Here is an 18222-nt window from a genome sequence, read left to right as displayed (position 1 = left end):
ATGCAAAGAAAAAGTCCTTTATAATGGATTAGTCAGGTGGTAACCCGTCCAAATCCACTAAAAAAGGACCATCACATGGACAAGATTACACGAAAAACTTCATTTGGACAATGGTTTTCACCTATAAATCTTCAATTATTTGAAGAAAACGTGAAAACGATGAAATTAGATTACTATACGAAAAAATTAACGACAGAGTCATTTCTAAAATTACTACTTTTTGCGCAGCTACAAGAAATTGAAAGTCTGCATGCGCTGGGTGATTGTCTTTTCGATGACCAGCTTCAAAAAGGGATAGACCTTGATTCTATTAGTATTTCTCAGTTGTCACGGCGGTTAAACGGCATAAACCCTGATCTATTTCAAAGGCTTTTCCTTGATTTAGTGTCACAAATTCATGCCAAAACGCATTACACGAAACTCGTGATGCCGTTAAAAATCATTGATTCAAGCACATTGCCACTTAATTTGACCAATCATAAATGGGCTAAATTCCGCAAAACAAAAGCAGGTGTAAAGTTACATTTGCGCCTTGTGTTTATGGAAAAGGGTATATCCTATCCTGAAAAGGCCGTTATGACAACGGCAAAAGAACATGACCGTGGTCAGCTTGAAATCATGGTGGATGACAAGGAATGCATGTATGTGTTTGACCGTGGTTATCTAGACTACGAGCGCTTTGATCGCATGACTGATGATGGCTACTTCTTTCTTTCACGGCTACGCAAAAATGCAGTCATACGGAACGTTTACGATTTTAAGCTACCCAAGGATACAGCTGTTTTATCAGACCAAATGGTGTTGATAGGTACGACTCAAAACCGTGCTGAAAATTACTTTCGGCTTCTAAAAGTGATTGACTCAAAAGGAAATGAACTTCATTTAATTACAAATCGTTTTGATTTAAGCGCCGAAGAAATTTCAGAAATGTATAAATCACGGTGGGCAATTGAGCTGTTTTTTAAATGGATCAAACAACATCTCAGCATCAAAAAGTTCTACGGTCAAAGCGAATGGGCGATTCAAAATCAAGTATTTATCGCACTAATTGTTTTTTGCCTACATGTTCTCGTACAAATCGAGACCAGAAGCAAGCGAAAAACCTTACAGATTAGCCGTTATCTAAGGGCTGCATTGTGGAAACCAGCGAATGTTTGGCTTCGAAAGATTGAAGGAAAAGCCATCCCTTAAATATGCAAATTGTCGTCGTTGCAAAAGTCTAATTGTAAATAAATTTCCAAATGGATGGGGACACCTTTGATTGGGTATTTACTTTTTTGCCTCTAAACAGGGAAGGTGAGTAAACTGAAAATTATGACACTATTTATGCAACACTAGTGTTGTTCAATCTTCCTCTGAATCAAAACTTAATACCTATCTCGAACAAAGTCTGCTTTCAAAAGTTAAAGATGGCAAAGTCTCAGCTTATAAAAATGAGGAAGTCTTAGGATCGATTTTACCAATTTATGATCCAACCGGAAATAAAATTATTGCAGCGATAGGTATACAGCAAGATATTTCGATTCTACAGCAATCAAAACAAGAAATCTTTTTATTAACAACCATTTTAATCGTACTTACAATAATTATTGTTTCCATCATTTCTTTCTTTATGAGCAGAAGAATTTCAAAGCCGATTGTTCAAGTTGCAAATGTTATGAATGAACTTTCTAAAGGAAACTTGCAGCTAAACATTAATGAAAGCACAAATAAAGATGAAATTGGTCAGCTAACAAATGCCACTAGGGTTATGCAGAAGAACTTGCATGAAGCTATTGTAAAAGTATCAAAAGCAGCTGCAAGTGTTAATCAAAAGAGCGATTCATTAAAAGAATTATCTAATTCTATTCAACTTGGTTCCGAACAAATATCTTCAACTATGCAAGAATTGGCGTATGGAACTGAAAGTGAAGCACAAAACATTTCAGATTTAGCATCGAACATTAGTAATTTCAAAGAAAGTATTGAAAAAACGAATCAAAAAGGTGTCCAAGTCCATAAAGATTCATTCGAAGTTCTTACGTTAACTAGTGAAGGTACAAAATTAATGCAATCATCAAATGAACAGATGAATAAAATCAACTTAATTATGCAAGAAGCTGTTGGAAAAATGGGGCATTTAGATAATCAAACAAAACAAATTGAGAAATTAGTATTAATAATCGAGGAAATTGCAAATCAAACAAATCTTCTTGCTTTAAATGCCGCTATTGAAGCTGCAAGAGCAGGTGAACATGGAAAAGGGTTTGCCGTTGTTGCTGATGAAGTAAAAAAACTTGCGGAACAAGTTTCCTTATCCGTAACGGATATTACTCAAATTGTTTCCAATATCCAAAATGAAACAACTATAGTTGAAGCATCTTTGAAAAAAGGTTATTCAGAAGTACAACAAGGAACAAATCAAATTCATGCAACAAACGAAACGTTTACGCAAATTAGTTCATCTGTTACTAATATGGTAAATAACATAGAGGAAATTATTGCTCAGCTTTCTGAAAATGTCTCACATATAAAATATATGAATGAATCGACTGAAGAAGTAGCAGCCATTTCTGAGGAATCAGCAGCAGCTATAGAAGAAACTGCAGCTACTGCTAATGAATTTAATCTTTCAATTGAAGAGGTATCTAAAAAAACTGCGGAATTAGATGAGCTGGCAATTCTATTAAAAGAATTAGTTGATCGTTTTAAATTATAAAAGTGTGTTAAAGATCTTATAACAGGACATTAAATTAGAAGTAACAGTTTGGTTTGAAAGGGGCTAAGAACCTTTTTAGGAACGACTCTTAGAAGTGATACTCGACCATCATTTAGAGATTTATATTTACTAAACAGGAAATATGACTATCGAAAAAAGTGCAATTCAGTAATACTGAGTTGCACTTTTTTCATTTTAAATTTGTTCCCATAAAAAAAATGAATGGGCTTGCATTTACAAGCCCATCCATTTTTTAAAATTCTATTTATTTCGATCCTCTTGAATTCCATTAGTTGAATCGGAAGATAGATCTTTTTCTTTTGGTAAATCAGCCGTTGTTGGATCAGTACCTTGACCAACGATATCCTTCTCTAATGTTGTAGTTCCTGAAGTTTCTACTGCTACATCATTTGATTCAGAAGTTTTATCTTTTGATTCGTTCACAGTTTCAATCGTAATGCTCTCTGAATCTTCTTGTTGAGAGTAGTCTTTACGTTCTGGAAGTGTACCGTGATCTCTCAAATGTTCAATTTGCTGAGCATCTAATGTTTCTACTTCAAGTAAAGTTTCTGCAATTAATGTTAATAAATCGCGTTTTTCCGTTAGAATTTGTTTAGTTCGTTCATATTGTTCTACAATGATAGATTGCATTTCTTTATCAATTTCATATGCAATCGAATCAGAGTAGTTTTGGTCTGAATTAAAATCACGACCTAAAAATACATTGCCGCCTTGACTTGAGCCAAATTGCATTGGTCCAAGTTTGTCACTCATACCATATTCAGTAACCATTGAACGTGCAATACCAGTTGCTCTTTGGAAGTCATTATGTGCGCCCGTTGATACTTCACCAAATGTAATATCCTCGGCAACACGCCCACCAAGAAGTCCAGCTATTTTATCTAATAACTCTGGTTTTGTCATGAAGTAACGATCTTCTTTTGGAAGCATTACTGCATAACCACCCGCTTGACCACGAGGGACAATTGTTACTTTGTGTACTTTTTCAGCTTGATCAAGTGTTAACCCAACCACTACGTGACCAGCTTCGTGGAACGCAACGATTTTACGTTCTTTTTCTGAAATTACTCGGCTAGATTTTGCAGGACCTGCAATTACTCGGTCTGTAGCTTCATCAATATCAGACATGTCAATTTTCTTTTTATTGCGGCGTGTTGCAACAAGCGCTGCTTCGTTTAATAAGTTTTCTAAATCCGCACCAGAGAAACCAGGTGTGCGCTGTGCAATCGCTTTAAGGTCTACATCATCACGCAACGGTTTGTTGCGGGCATGTACTTTTAAGATTGCTTCACGTCCTTTAACATCTGGACGACCAACAGTAATTTGACGGTCAAAGCGTCCTGGACGAAGTAACGCTGGGTCTAAAATATCAGGTCGGTTTGTTGCGGCGATAATGATTATACCTTCATTTACACCAAAACCATCCATTTCAACAAGCAATTGGTTTAATGTTTGCTCACGTTCATCGTGACCGCCGCCTAAACCAGCACCACGTTGACGACCAACAGCATCAATTTCATCGATAAAGATGATACATGGGGCATTTTTCTTCGCATTTTCAAATAAGTCACGTACACGACTTGCACCGACACCGACGAACATTTCCACGAAATCAGAACCTGAAATCGAGAAGAACGGAACGCCAGCCTCACCTGCAACAGCGCGAGCAAGTAATGTTTTACCTGTACCAGGAGGTCCAACTAGTAATATCCCTTTTGGAATACGTGCACCCATATCTGTAAATTTGCGATGATCTTTTAGGAAGTCTACAACTTCAACAAGTTCAGCCTTCTCTTCATCTGCACCAGCTACATCATTAAAGCGAACTTTTTTCTTTTCAGAATCATAAAGCTTCGCCTTACTTTTACCGAAATTCATCACTTTATTGCCGCCGCCTTGAGATTGGCTCAATAGGAAGAAGAATAAAATGATAATAATAATGAATGGAATAATCCCTGTAAAGAACTGAACCCATCCACTAGTTTCAGGTGTTTTTAAAATCTTAATTTTAGGATTATTTTCAGACACCTCTGTTAATTTAGCCATTAATGCTTGGTTATTATCTAGGAGGTTGGCTGTAAAGGTTTTGCCTTCTTCATAGCCTTTCAAAGCCCCTTCGACAACAAGCACTCCTGCGTCAGGTTGAATATTTGCATATTCAATTTGTCCTGTATTTAATGCTTCTAAAAACTGATCATAGGTTAATTCCTCGGAAGGTGTATTGCCACCATTAAATGTTCCGAAGATACCGATAATCACGAGAAAAATTAATAAATAAAATATGGTGTATCGAAATATTCGATTCATCCCCAGCCTCCTCACAACATAACAGAAAAACTATAAGTAAAATCTTAACATACCCTTATTTCATCATACAACGAAAAGCACCGGTAAAATGTGTTTATTGGTTTTTTTGTCAAAATGTTTACACAATTCTTTTAGAATGAATATACTTCTTTTTTAAGTATACCAATATACGGTAAATTACGGTATTTTTCTGCATAATCCAACCCATATCCAACTACAAATCCATCTGGTACTTCAAACCCAACCATGTCAGCTTTTAAATCTACTTTACGTCCAGATGGCTTATCTAAAAGTGTTACAATTTTAATTGACTTAGCCTTACGATATTTGAATAAATCTACTAAATAACTTAATGTTAACCCGCTATCAATAATGTCCTCGATTATGATGACATCACGTCCTTCGACGCTTGTGTTTAAATCTTTAAGGATTTTTACTTCACCTGAAGACACAGTAGCATTGCCATAGCTTGATACATCCATGAAATCAATTTCAATATATGATTCAAAACGCTTCATTAAATCTGTCATAAACGGTGTTGCACCTTTTAAAACACCGATTGCTAATGGGAATTTCTCTTTATACTCTTCTGTTAACTGTGCACCCAGTTCAACGATTCTTTCTTGGATTTGTTCCTCCGAAATTATAATTTTTTCAATATCATTTTGAATCATAGTGGTTCCTCCTTGAATTGTTCAAAACATCCGATCACAATATTTAAATTGTAATTTTGTGTATTCCTTTATAAAATCTGTTCATCTGCTCGGAACTTTAATCTTGTTTGAACAACTTTATAACTAAAAATACATCAGTCTTATTATGACTTATTTTTTTATAATACGTAATATACATTTAATTTTCTCGTTCAATAATCATGATTAAATCGTCGGCTGAACGTTTTGTCTTAGAAAGATTTTTATTAACACGCACACCTAACACTGCCATTACTTCATCGTTGGCATCTACAAGTATTGGCCAAGTATCACGTTCGATTAAAGGAATCTTTTCATCGATAAAAAGTCGAGATAACCGTTTCTGCTCAGTCATCCCTTTTAACCAAATTCGGTCACCGTCTTTTCTTGTCCTAACAAAAAACGGTTTAGTAAAAATTTTCGAACTTAAATAATACTTTTTGGAAAAAATTTGTTGTTGTGTGTTCACTACATTAGAGGCTTCTCCTATGTATAATCGAATGCCATTTTGCAGCGGCGTCCATTGATTAATGGAAACTTTATGGGTTAAAAGTGTGTCTTCACGATCTTCACTTTGCTTTTCAAACACAATTTTTCCATAACTTCTATTTGCGATAAATTGTTCTGGTAGATGAATCGTTGCACTGCCTTCAATCGATTTACACAAATCCATAATAGAGGAGGTAAGTGCGCTACCTTGGGCAATAGTTGAATTATTATAAAGATAGTTTAATAGTATTAAAATGATTCTTCTTTGTAAAGCAACTGGTTCTTTTTCAAATAAGGTTATTTCAAGTGTATAGGAATCTTTATAATTTTTCTTTACTACATAAGGAAAGCGCTTCAATGCAAGTACATTTAAAAATTCATCATCTTGCTGTAAAGCCTCGGTAAATTGAACCGCGTGCGAGGAGACGTTTGGGTTCTCTTTTTTTAGCAATGGGACAATATGGTGTCTAAAGCGATTTCGGGTATAATCATCCTTGGCATTACTCGCATCTTCTCTATACTCCCCTCCGTTCTCTTCTATATATTCCCTAATTTCCTGTTTTGTAACCATTAAAAATGGCCGAATTAACTTTCCAAAAGGAAATTCTCGTATAGAGGAAATTCCTTTCATTCCGCTTATAGTTCCCGCTCTTGCTAAAGCCATTAAAATTGATTCTAACTGATCATCTGCATGATGTGCTGTAACTAGCTTGTTAATATGATGTTTTTGCATTATTTCTGCAAAAAATGCATATCGTTCCCTTCTACAAAGTGCTTGTGAATTCCCCCCCTCTTGTTCAAGCAGTTGAGGTATTGGAATTGCAGTACTAAAAATAGGAACGCCATGTTTTTCACAAAAATTTTCAACAAAACGTCTGTCCTCTGCGGAAGTTTCTCCTCTAAGCATATGGTCAACATGTGCAACAAATAATTTAATTTTTAAAATATGTCTATGCTTAATAAAAAAGTGCACTAACCCCATTGAGTCAATGCCACCGGAACAAGCAATGAGAAGACGGTCTCCTTTTTCCACAAGTTGTTGTTCAGTTATAAATTTCAGGACTTTCATCTCTAGTGACACATCTTCTCACCTCTAATAAGTAGTACTATATCTCCTATGATATTTCTTTACTTAACGGACTAAAAACAGCCCATTTTGGCACAACATGAGCGACTGTAAAAAGAATGACTGTACAATCATCCTCTACTGTATATCTTTGACCAAATTGCTCCATGACATCATATAAAATCACTTCAATTGGCATCTCGTTTTTAATACGGGATTTTATCAAGCTTATAAAGTATTTCTCCTGCTCCTCCCATTCAAACTCACTTGAGAATACACCATCTGATACCATGACAACAAAATCGTCTGCTAATAGATTTACCTTTTCTGTTTCAATTGAGAAAACTGGCATAAAGCCAACTGGCGCTGCAGCACCATCTACTTTTAATAATCTTTCCCCACGTAAAATGTAGGTAGACATGCTTCCTGCTTTCCATGACCAAAGTGCACCTTTTTGTAAATCAACTAGTGCAAAATCAATCGTTGCATACATATCCACTTCCCTGTTTAAAGAAATTACATAATGTAATGTATGCATTGCGGTCTCTGGATTCATATTATAGCTTAAACATTCCCGCATTAAACGTACTAATCGACGACTCTCTCTTTGTGCTTCTCTACTCTGTCCCATCCCATCTGATAGCATGACAGCAACAAGTCCAGGATGAATGTGGAATATCGCATGTGTATCACCAGATACCCAAGCTGAGTTTTTCGCTCTACTGTATATATCATACTCTATTTCATAACGAACTGCTGAACGAAAACGAATTTGCACATGAGCAAACGGTGTTTTTTGCTCTGTAATTTTTTCAACTTGGAATGGTTCTGAAAAAACATCATATAAGATTGGCAATATAATCCTTTCACAAAGCAAATGTTGATCCTCATATGATTTGTTTTTTTTGGCGAATGAACAAATAATTGCTCTTTCCCCCATTGTATTATTTAGTACATCAATTTGAAAACATTGTACATGGGCACGTTTAAATTGGTATTCTAGTTCCTCCTCAATCGTTTTAAATGATAATGTTTCGTCTTTCATATCTTCCATTAATTTATTTAGATGATTACTTAAATCTTTCAATTGAAGTGCAATCATTTTTTTGCCGTGATAAAATTGCCCATTCATTTTATCGTTATATAGCTGATAGTCCAGCTCCTCTAATAGTTTTGTTGATTTTACACATTTTTGTTTAATTCTTTCTTCAGCTAAAATTTGCTCGGATTCTTTAATGCCTGATTTGGCAATAAACCAATCTTGAATTAAATTATCCATATGATTGTTTTTTTCACCCCAACATCTGTCGTATCTAAAGCAGCTCATACAAGTTGCACACGGCTCAATCTTTCTTACTTGATTTACCGTTTCTGTGGAAGTGAATCTATCGAACACCAATTCTTTCATAAATAATACAAAATTTTGGAATGTCTCCAATTTCTCTGTTGTATGCTCTGTTAACCATTGTTGACGCTGTAATAATACTTCATCTCGTTTTGGATGAATGACATCATGTAGAAATGTAAATAGTTTTTGAGGTAATGCAAAGAAAATGATACCTGCGATTGAAATTGATACAAAATAAACTGTATCAAGAGGTAATGTCGCGTCATAAAAGAAAAAGAAGATGCTTGGTAGTATACTTCCAATGACTACACTAATTCGTCCCAAACCACTGAACAAGCCCGCAACAACGCCTGTCATTGCGTAAACGGAAATCATTCCAGTAAATGATAGTTTGGCAACACCTACTAAAGCACCTACTATCGTTGCTACCATTGCTGCAATTGGTACACCACCAGTAAATGCTGCGATGCAGATTGCTAGATGCAGCATGAATGGAAACAATCCAAAATAAGAAACTACAACGGATTGAACGCCAGTTAAGACCATTGCTAAAATGACAAGCCCCGCCCCTACTCTCTCATAGCTCCAGCCAATCGTCCAAAAACGATGGGGCTGTACAAAAAATAGACGCATAAAAATCGTCATAAAGAATGCCAAAACTACTTCATAATAAATATAGAGCTGAACAATTAATGGCGGAATTCCAACATTAGCTATAACTTGCCAAATAAATTGGCCAAAAAAGATAGAGAGGGCAACTGCGACTCCTACTGGCAATTTCCAAAATCGAAATCGAGTAATTAACTCGTATAAAATAATTTGCAGCCCTAAAATCAAGGCTTGTCCAACACCTAAAGTTAGGGCGCCAATAAGTCCCCCGATAAGTACGAACGATTTTTCATTTTCATATCTTTGTTTGACAATTGCCCAGAACGGTAATAAAAACGGAACGGCCGCTTCAAACATTACCGCTCTTGATAGAAACAACGCCAATAGAAGAAAGAAAAGGTGTATGAAAAAACTGATTTTTTTAATAGAGAAACGCTCAGTAAAACTCTGCCATGATGTTTTTTCATTTATCATTTCAATATTTGCCATTTTTTACATCCCCTTTACATAATGCGTTTCGCCCTATTATATAAAAGATAATCTGTAAAATTTGTCTAGTAGTGAAATAATAGAATTAAAATCGTTCGACTTAATTTTTGGAAACATTACATAAAGAAAATAACTGTCGGATTATTGAATTATGTTGTGAACTCTACTTCCTTTCAAGTTTGAAGAAATATAAACTAAACACTGGAAGATATGTTAGCGATATTGAGAGGCATTTTGATGTTTAATAATTTATGGTCACTTGCACTATTATGTTCCACTGGATCGATTTTAGTCGTTTTGGGCATTATTTTAAAAGTCCCCCTGGCGATCCAACTACTCATGCTACTAAGCGGCATTATCATCTGCGGCATTGGGGTATTTAAACTAGCAAAATATATTTTGGGGGATAGGTAGTAGGAAATATCAATTGAAAAAGCCCATACAAAGGGGTTATCGTATTTGGTTAGAAAAAATGGTAAAAAACTTATAATTAACGATGAAAATAGCATTGCAAAAAGCAATGAATTTTCAATGGCACTAAATCATGGGTTAACATTAAATCAAATGCAACTACTTGCATTTGCCATTTACTGTACGCAAAAAAATGGGAGAAACGAATTTCATAAAGCTGATTTTGAAAAGAATTTGGAATTGGTGAATATCGTAAAGAAGATATTAGTCTGTCACTACGATATAAAAATGAGTAGTGCCCATCAAGTAAAAGTGCATATTTCTTTAATGTTTCTGTTCTGATTTTTAAAAAATTCGCTGCTTCACTTGGTGTATATACTTCCATCCCCATTCACCCCTAACCAGTCAATAAATTCATAATTCTAGTTTCTCTCATAGATTCCCTTTAGTTATAAAAAATAAAACGCTTTGTTCTCGTAAAAGTACGAAATAAAGCGTTTAAATTAAATGTGTTAAATAAATATATCACTTGAATTTTTGTTATCTTCAATAAAATAATTATTCGAATGTAATAGGGTACAATTTAGTCCAACTTAAATCTTTAAAAAGTTTCTTTTCATAGTAAGAAAAGACGATATAACCTGTATCGTGATTATTATTATTATCGAATTCACGATAATAGTAATAATCAAATATTACAGGGTAATTTTCCCCATTGTAATAGAAGCCATCTGCCGAATTGTATTTATTAATATTTATATTTTCATTATTCATGGAATTTTTCGCCACATTGTACGTTCGTGTATCCATTCCTATATGATACTCTTCATCTTGATAATTCGGATAATCTATTATTGGGGATATTATATAATTAGGTGAAAAAAAATATATATGGTAAAAATTACTTTCACTAAAATTAATTTCTTTATTACTATTATTTAATTTCAATTGGAGATAATTTTGATTATCTATATTTGTTTTAAATTCATAATCTATACTAATATCATCGGGATTTAATTCGGGCTTAAAGAAAAAAAGATTAACTATTACAATTAAAATTAGTGATAGCACAATTACAAAAATTTTTTTCTTCAAACATTATTCCTCCCTCGGAAAATATTGGAAAAGGGTGGGGTCCAATTCAATTGACCATCGTCTCAAAGTTGATGTTGTAACTTCTAATTGCTCTGCTACATCTTTCGAAAAATATCCTAACTTAAGTTCCATGCGTTCACCCCCGTTTATTTATTCTATTTCGATTCTAACTTATAGAATCCTTTAAAAGTATAACGTGCAGGATAAAGAGTGTACTACCATACACTCAAAAAGCGCTTCGCACTTGACGGTCAGGACTAAAGAAATGCCATAATTTATGATGTAGATTTTATATTCTACTTCGTGTTTAGTTGTCCCAGTAGATTAAACTTTGTACAGAATACGTAGCCTTCCATGTACGCTGCGAAATATATTAGAACCATTAGAAGTACATTCTAACTGTTAGCAGGCCTTGCACAAAGCAGGTGACAATAACGCCACATCGTGTGGCATTGTCACCATGACCAACATCGTGTTGGCCCCTTAGCCTGCTCACACCACTCAACTATTTAAAAATTCTTGTAAGTACTAAGTTTTCACAAGTGTTAAATTTTAAATTATCCATAAAACAAAGAAGCCCTAAAAGTTCAACAATCTAACTTTTAGGACTTCTTAAATCTATTTTACACTTTTTCTACAATTAAAACAGACAGCAAACTACCCTCTTCTAGCTCCACGGCCACCTCGTTTTGATTCAGTTGCACGTTTTAAAGTTGCAAGACGTTCGTCACTATCTTTTAAGAATCGTGCCATTTTTTGCTCAAAGCTTTCTTTTGATGGACCTTGACGATCGTTTGAGCGATTATCGCGACGTGGACGATTTGGTCGTTCAGTTTTTTCAGCTTGAGGCTTTGCTTTTCGGATTGATAAACCAATTTTACCATCCGCTTCAACATTCATCACTTTTACTTCAACAACATCTCCTACTTTGAGATGTTCGTTGATGTCTTTCACATAGTTGTCTGCAACTTCACTAATGTGAACCAGGCCTGTTTTACCATCTGGCAGCTCAACGAATGCTCCAAAATTTGTGATTCCTGTTACTTTACCTTGTACTTTGCTGCCTACTTCAATTGACATAAAAAAAATGCTCCTCCTTAAAATTTAAGCGGCTACTTTAGCCAGTAATCAAATTTAGTGTGACGCACAAAAAATCTTGCACGTTTCTCTTTTATTATAGCCAACAAAAAAAGAGTGTCAACAAGACAACTCTTTTTCATATCGCCCCTTAAACCCTTTTCTTAATTGCAAGCAAGTGATTTTTTTATAGCATTGTCAGCATTTATTTGCTATTTTGATCTTCATTCTCCTCATCAGAAGGAATGGTAAAAATGATTTCACCTTCGTCTGATAGGAAATATTCTTTACGTGCTAACTTTGCAATATACTCATCATCTTCAAGCTTTGCAATTTGTAAATTTAACATCTCTTGCTGTTCTTTAACCTCTTGAAGTTCAGCAAGCACCGCTTCTTTTTGTTGTTGTTTTTCTTGTAGACGTTCGTTTTGGGAAAGGTAAGTACTCACTAAAAATACAAGTACAGCAGATGCACCTAAGAAAAATACTACCATTCTTCTACGAAAACGAACCTTTTGTTTCATAGAATACTTTGCTTTGTTATCAGATGATCGGACATAGTCATTTTGAAGCGTTCGAACATTATTTTGTTGTCTTATATTCTGACGCTTGACCATTTCCGCCACCTCCATTTCAGTTTGTAAAGCTATTATACTTATATTTCAACTTTTTTTAAAGATGCTCCTTCTAATTCTTGTAAAAAACTTTTGAAGGACATTTCTTTTAATTTTAATATATATTTTATAAAAAGGCATTAATATAAACGAAAAAATACGAATAAATAGTCTAATAATACCAGAAATAATTGAAATTATGAGTTTAACAATTAAGTAAATAGGTTTAATAAATAGTAAAACAGATACTCGTCCAACGAAACGGAAATATGGTTGAAAAATTGATTCATATAAAAAAATACCAAGGATTTGCGCTAGCGGGTCGACTAAACGCCATTCTCCACCCTTTACTAAAAATAAAATATAGTACGTTAGGGCACCTAAAATGCCCCAAACAATTAGCTCGACTCCATATCCCATTTTACGTAAAAAAAACTTAGGGCTTAAGGCGCTAAGTAGATAGCGTGTTCCATCTACTACAGCGCCTACAAATAAGCCGCTTATGGTCATAATGAGAATACTTACAACTTGTTCATTAATGGTCATCCAAATAATTTATGGAGGAAGCCTTTTGTTAACCCATTTTCTTCATCATCGTATTGCAAAGCCTTTACATTTCCTTCTAACGTTAGTAAGCCTTTATCGACATCTAAATGGACAATGCGCAACTCCTCTCCACGAATAAGTAAGTGGCCTTGAGAAGTTCTTACATAAAACTCTTCCTGGTCAAAACGCTCGATTTCCTTAACAGAAGTCATGTCCATTCTTTTTCGATTTCGCACTGTCACAAGATGGTCCCCAGATGTAATTGTGTAACGATTACTTTCCTGATGTAGTGTCATATCGTTCCTCCTTAATTGTTATTGTGATTGTTCTGTTCACTTTATGCTCAAAATAAAAGAAGCATGACAACAAATTTGCTGTCATGCTTTAGAAATTTAATATTTTTCTTTCTCACACATTGTTTTACTAAATATGATATATTTCTATTCTTCATCATCAATAAATTGAGGTTCGATTTTATCAAGCTTTTCCTCTTTAAGTATAGTAAACATTTTCATTGCGTCTTCTTTACGAACATTTTCTCGCAAATCTTCCACTCTTGCTGTAACAACTTTTTGACCAAAGCGAATTGCCAGTTCATCTCCTACCTTTAAAGCACTTCCAGCTTTGGCAACCTTGCCGTTAATGGTAATTCTTCCTTGATCTGCGACTTCTTTTGCCAATGTACGTCGTTTTATTAAACGTGATACTTTTAAAAATTTATCTAAACGCATTTTTCATTTCCCCTTCTTTTCTAATGCTTTTGCTTCATTCCAAAATGAATCTAATTGTTCTAATGTAAAGTCATTGAAAGCTTTACCACTTTCAATAACTTTTTGTTCTACGAAGTTAAATCTTCGGGCAAATTTTTCATTTGCATGCACCATTGCTTCTTCTGGTGAGATTTTATAAAAACGTGCAAGATTTACAAGAGTGAACAATACGTCTCCAAACTCATCTAAACGGCTTTTAGAAGTTCCTTTTGCAACCTCTTCTTTAAATTCCTGGCACTCTTCAATGAATTTTTCCCACGCTCCATCAGCATTTGGCCAATCAAACCCAACTGAAGCTGCCTTTTTTTGATAATTATAAGATGTTTGTAAAGAAGAGCTTGCTCGGAATTCACCTTTTAGCAATGATCCTTGTTGCTCTCCTTTTTCCTCTTGTTTAATTGTTTCCCAATTTGCTACAACCTCATCTGCATCTTCAACATTCTTATTCCCGAAAACATGCGGGTGTCTGCGAATCATTTTTTCACTTACTACAGCGAGTACTTCTTCCAAATTAAAATAACCATTATCTTCCCCAATTTGAGCATGTAAAAATACTTGAAGAAGTACATCTCCTAATTCTTCAACCAATCCAAAGTCATCCTCTGCATCGATTGCTGCCAATACCTCATGAGCTTCTTCAATCAAATACTTTTTCAAACTTTCATGGGTTTGCTTTTGATCCCAAGGGCACCCGTTAGGCCCCCGCAACATCGCAATAATTCTTCTAAATGTTGTCCAATCCCGAAGTGCATCTAAATCATTGTCTACTGGTGGTACATAAATTGTTGTTAAATTGTTAATTTCCACAGCTTGATCAAGCTCATACAAAGGAACTTCTTGTAGATTTTCTAAAGAAGATCCTGCAGCAGTAACAATTGTTACTGGGTAATCATCCCGGTATTTTTCCATTAATGTTAACTTAACTTCTGAAGCACTAAAAGAATCGTAAACTTGAGCAATTAGAACGTGACCTCGCATATTCACGTCCTGAATCGAAAAATTAGTGCCATCTAGTAATTGAAATCCATCAATTGGGTCAATTTTTAATGCACCGAAAATAGGATCTAAAAAGCTTTGCCCACCTTCTATTTTCAAATTTAAATTCCCTTGTCTTTCCGCTTCGATCAGCAACTGCACTGTTTGTTCCGCAACTAGCGGGTGACCTGGCACTGCGTACATAATTGAACTGTCTTTTACAGCCTCTATAAGACGATTGGCAATTTCCTCGTATACCGGCTGAAATGTGTCGTGCTTTTCATAAATTTCGTCAAAACTTTCAAAATCGATGCCCTCTTCTTGTAATTCTTTTATAACAGGATGGTCCATTGTACGGACATAAATTTTATTGGCTGATTTTAACTTTTTGTAGACCCCCATTTGCAGCTGGCTTAAGTCTGCTGCACCAAGCCCAATAACTGTTAATTGATTCATCATTTTCACCTACTTCTTTTTATTCAACAAAAGCTGGTACGCTGCCATTTTTCGTCCAAAAGGCAATAAAAACCACTCTTTTTCTGCAATAATTTTTGACTTTGCGACAATCGTTAGGAAGATAAATGCACCGATAACGATTAAACATCCTCCGAAAACAACTGACTCGATTCTGCCAGTTAAAAAACCAATCGAAACTTGCAATACTTTATCCATAATACTTACCGCTAAAGACATACCAACACTTGCAATCGCTAACTTTATGTAAAATTCTCCTTTAGCTAATTGAATACCTAATAATTTTTTTAAATAAAGCATTAGTAATCCTGCACTTAAAAACAAGCCAATATTGCTTGCAATTGAAGCTCCCACTACATTTAATTTTGGAATAAGTATACTGTTTCCTGCAAACTTCAAAATAATGGCTCCTGTTAAAATAAGTGCGGGTATTTTTAACTTATTCATCCCCTGTAAAATGGCTGTAAATGTTAGAATAACCGATAATGGAACGATTTGCACAACATATACTGCCAGCACACTAGACAACACATTTGTTTCAAATAACATTTCATTGGCATAAGGCATAACAATGATTAACCCAAGTGATGCCGCTACCCCAAGCATGACAGAAGTTCTATAAGTTAGTTGAATAAATGGAATTGCCCCTCTACCGCTTTTTTTATTGGATTGATAAGCAACTAAAGGAACAATGGCAAGTGATAGTGATGAAGCAATAATGACCCCCATCTGCACTAGAGGCTGGCCTCTATCATAAATACCTTTCATTTCCATCGCACTTTGCTCATGTACTCCATTTTCTACCAAAGTCGAAAAAACCGTAAATGAGTCAATTAATTGGAAACAGAGCAAAAGTAAACTACTCATACTGATACTTAAGCTTAAAATCGTTACTTCTTTAAGAATAGGCCACTTTCGTTCTTTTCTTGGCTTTACTTTTGGAAATGCATATAACTTTTTTGTGTAGTAAAAGAGCAAAATTACTCCCGCAATTTCACCTATTACTGTACCGAAAATTGCAACATTCCCGGCTGCATATAACGACTTAGAAGTAGTCATAATGAAAATGGCCCCAGCTAAAATGACAACTACACGGATTAATTGTTCAAAAACCTGCGCATAGGCAACAGGCGACATTTCTCCTCGAGATTGGAAGCTGCCCTTCATAAGAGCTAATACTGGCATAAAGAGAGTAATAAATGAACCAGTTCTAAGAAGCGGTGCTAATTGTTGATCTCCCATTAATTTCGCTAATTGGTTTGAACCAAAAAATAGAATGCAAAAAAAGATAAGTGATAACAATGTTAAATAATAAAAAACTGTTCGAATAATTAAACTCTCTTTCTCAATACCGTTAACACCGACTTTTGCATCAGCCAGCATTTTAGAAATAGCTACTGCAAAGCCGCCAGATGTCCACACGACAAAAAACGAAATAAAAGGATACACTTGTTGATATATATAGAATCCTTGATCTCCTACTAAATTTTGAAAAGGTACACGATAAACAGCACTTAACACTTTAACAACAAGCGCTGCGATGGTTAAAAGCAATGCCCCTTTCATGTATCCCTTCATTCCAAAATGCTCTGACATAGACGTTCCTCTTTCTATCTAAAACATAAAATCAGTATATCACAGGAAAAGGGTAGAGCGTTTAGCCTATCTTTTTGACTCATCGCTGCCCCTAAGTAATTACCGTTCTTATATAAAAAACGCCTCTTAATGCAGAGACGTTTCATACTTGATAAAAAGAATACATAAAAAAACATATTAAGAAGTCTGCTGTTTAAAACTAAGTAAATACATCATTTACTTCTCCTATGCAGCTGGGCGCAAAGCGTGAAAACAAGAAGCAGCACCATCAGATAGTTTTGCTGTTACGATGGCTGCAGCTAGCGCGGATGATTATAAGTACATAAGTAGGACCCTTTACTTGTTTACATTCAAAAACGCCCCTACAAAGAGGCGTTTTATTTTTATTAGTTTTCCATTTGTTTAGCTAAAAAGTTTGCTGCTGTTTCTGCAGCTTTTTGCTCTACATCTGTAATAAAATGAACCTTTGAAATTAAATATACCGCACCAATCGCATCACCGTTTGAAATAATTGGTGCCACACAATATGACTTTACTTGTTCATACTGTCCTGGAACAAGCTCAATTGTTGTTTCCGTTTTTTCAACTACAATTGAACGTTGTTTCATAAAATCTTCTGCAAATACAGATAGACGACGGTTTGTATAATCCTTTTTCGATAAACCGGCAACTGCAATCATCTCATCCCTATCGCTTATTAGCGCTGGGGTACCAACCGTCTCATACAATGATTCAACATATTCTTTTGCAAATTCGCTTAGATCATTTATAGGGGAATATTTTTTCAGGATAACTTCCCCTTCTCTATCAGTATAAATTTCTAATGGGTCACCTTCACGAATACGCATTGTTCTGCGGATTTCTTTAGGTATAACTACACGTCCTAAATCGTCAATACGTCGGACTATCCCTGTTGCTTTCATCTTTGCTGCCTCACTTTCAAAAT

Annotated in this window: 17 protein-coding genes; 2 read left to right on the top strand and 15 right to left on the bottom strand. The window is 35.0% G+C overall.

All coding sequences use genetic code 11. From position 1 onward, the window contains the following. The first annotated feature begins 75 nt into the window (after window positions 1–75). Both MKY04_RS00695 and MKY04_RS00690 read left to right on the top strand, forming a co-directional pair. Complete coding sequence (locus MKY04_RS00695) at window positions 76–1191, top strand: IS4 family transposase (protein ID WP_126296411.1); 1116 nt, start codon at window positions 76–78, stop codon at window positions 1189–1191. A 421-nt stretch (window positions 1192–1612) separates the two neighbouring features. After that, window positions 1613–2698, top strand: a complete 1086-nt coding sequence (locus tag MKY04_RS00690) for a HAMP domain-containing methyl-accepting chemotaxis protein (RefSeq protein ID WP_346235173.1) — start codon at window positions 1613–1615, stop codon at window positions 2696–2698. Between the two features lie 261 nt (window positions 2699–2959). Here MKY04_RS00690 and ftsH read toward each other — a convergent pair whose 3' ends face one another. The 15 genes from ftsH to spoVT all read right to left on the bottom strand — a co-directional run bounded on the left by ftsH (window position 2960) and on the right by spoVT (window position 18199). Further along, entirely contained in the window at window positions 2960–5026 is a 2067-nt protein-coding gene (gene ftsH / locus MKY04_RS00685) for an ATP-dependent zinc metalloprotease FtsH (protein WP_126295355.1), read from the bottom strand. 131 nt (window positions 5027–5157) lie between these two features. After that, window positions 5158–5700: a hypoxanthine phosphoribosyltransferase gene (gene hpt, locus MKY04_RS00680; RefSeq protein WP_126295356.1), complete on the bottom strand. Its 543-nt coding sequence runs from the start codon at window positions 5698–5700 to the stop codon at window positions 5158–5160. Between the two features lie 178 nt (window positions 5701–5878). Beyond that, window positions 5879–7288 carry a tRNA lysidine(34) synthetase TilS gene (tilS, locus tag MKY04_RS00675; protein WP_126295357.1) on the bottom strand — a complete coding sequence of 470 codons (1410 nt, stop codon included), beginning with the start codon at window positions 7286–7288 and terminating at the stop codon, window positions 5879–5881. 34 nt (window positions 7289–7322) lie between these two features. Continuing rightward, window positions 7323–9719, bottom strand: coding sequence for a SpoIIE family protein phosphatase (locus MKY04_RS00670; RefSeq protein ID WP_126295358.1), 2397 nt, complete (start codon window positions 9717–9719; stop codon window positions 7323–7325). Window positions 9720–10209: 490 nt separating this feature from the next. Next, the gene (locus MKY04_RS00665) at window positions 10210–10515 is read right to left on the bottom strand and encodes a hypothetical protein (protein ID WP_126295359.1); all 306 of its coding nucleotides are present in this window, start codon (window positions 10513–10515) and stop codon (window positions 10210–10212) included. A gap of 173 nt (window positions 10516–10688) precedes the next feature. Continuing rightward, a complete protein-coding gene (locus MKY04_RS00660) occupies window positions 10689–11225 on the bottom strand; it encodes a hypothetical protein (protein ID WP_126295360.1) in 537 nt (178 codons plus the stop codon). 3 nt (window positions 11226–11228) lie between these two features. After that, window positions 11229–11357: a hypothetical protein gene (locus tag MKY04_RS00655; protein WP_281274627.1), complete on the bottom strand. Its 129-nt coding sequence runs from the start codon at window positions 11355–11357 to the stop codon at window positions 11229–11231. 525 nt (window positions 11358–11882) lie between these two features. Beyond that, the gene (locus MKY04_RS00650) at window positions 11883–12305 is read right to left on the bottom strand and encodes a S1 domain-containing RNA-binding protein (protein ID WP_126295361.1); all 423 of its coding nucleotides are present in this window, start codon (window positions 12303–12305) and stop codon (window positions 11883–11885) included. Window positions 12306–12507: 202 nt separating this feature from the next. After that, window positions 12508–12918, bottom strand: a complete 411-nt coding sequence (locus MKY04_RS00645; RefSeq protein ID WP_126295362.1) for an FtsB family cell division protein — start codon at window positions 12916–12918, stop codon at window positions 12508–12510. Between the two features lie 45 nt (window positions 12919–12963). Continuing rightward, complete coding sequence (gene yabQ / locus MKY04_RS00640) at window positions 12964–13461, bottom strand: spore cortex biosynthesis protein YabQ (protein WP_126295363.1); 498 nt, start codon at window positions 13459–13461, stop codon at window positions 12964–12966. Continuing rightward, a complete protein-coding gene (yabP, locus tag MKY04_RS00635) occupies window positions 13458–13757 on the bottom strand; it encodes a sporulation protein YabP (protein WP_126295364.1) in 300 nt (99 codons plus the stop codon). Before yabP ends, yabQ begins: the two co-directional genes overlap by 4 nt. A 144-nt stretch (window positions 13758–13901) precedes the next feature. After that, on the bottom strand, window positions 13902–14192 hold the full coding sequence (locus MKY04_RS00630; protein ID WP_126295365.1) for an RNA-binding S4 domain-containing protein: 291 nt from the start codon (window positions 14190–14192) through the stop codon (window positions 13902–13904). A 3-nt stretch (window positions 14193–14195) separates the two neighbouring features. Further along, a complete protein-coding gene (mazG, locus tag MKY04_RS00625; RefSeq protein ID WP_346235860.1) occupies window positions 14196–15662 on the bottom strand; it encodes a nucleoside triphosphate pyrophosphohydrolase in 1467 nt (488 codons plus the stop codon). A gap of 9 nt (window positions 15663–15671) precedes the next feature. Next, window positions 15672–17276 (bottom strand): putative polysaccharide biosynthesis protein, encoded by a 1605-nt coding sequence (locus MKY04_RS00620; RefSeq protein WP_126295367.1) that lies wholly within the window; start codon window positions 17274–17276, stop codon window positions 15672–15674. A gap of 386 nt (window positions 17277–17662) precedes the next feature. Next, window positions 17663–18199, bottom strand: coding sequence for a stage V sporulation protein T (gene spoVT, locus MKY04_RS00615; protein ID WP_126295368.1), 537 nt, complete (start codon window positions 18197–18199; stop codon window positions 17663–17665). Window positions 18200–18222 lie beyond the last annotated feature (23 nt).

Source organism: Lysinibacillus telephonicus (assembly GCF_039654155.1).
Lineage (GTDB): Bacteria > Bacillota > Bacilli > Bacillales_A > Planococcaceae > Ureibacillus > Ureibacillus telephonicus.
This window is presented reverse-complemented; position numbering and strand designations above follow the sequence as displayed.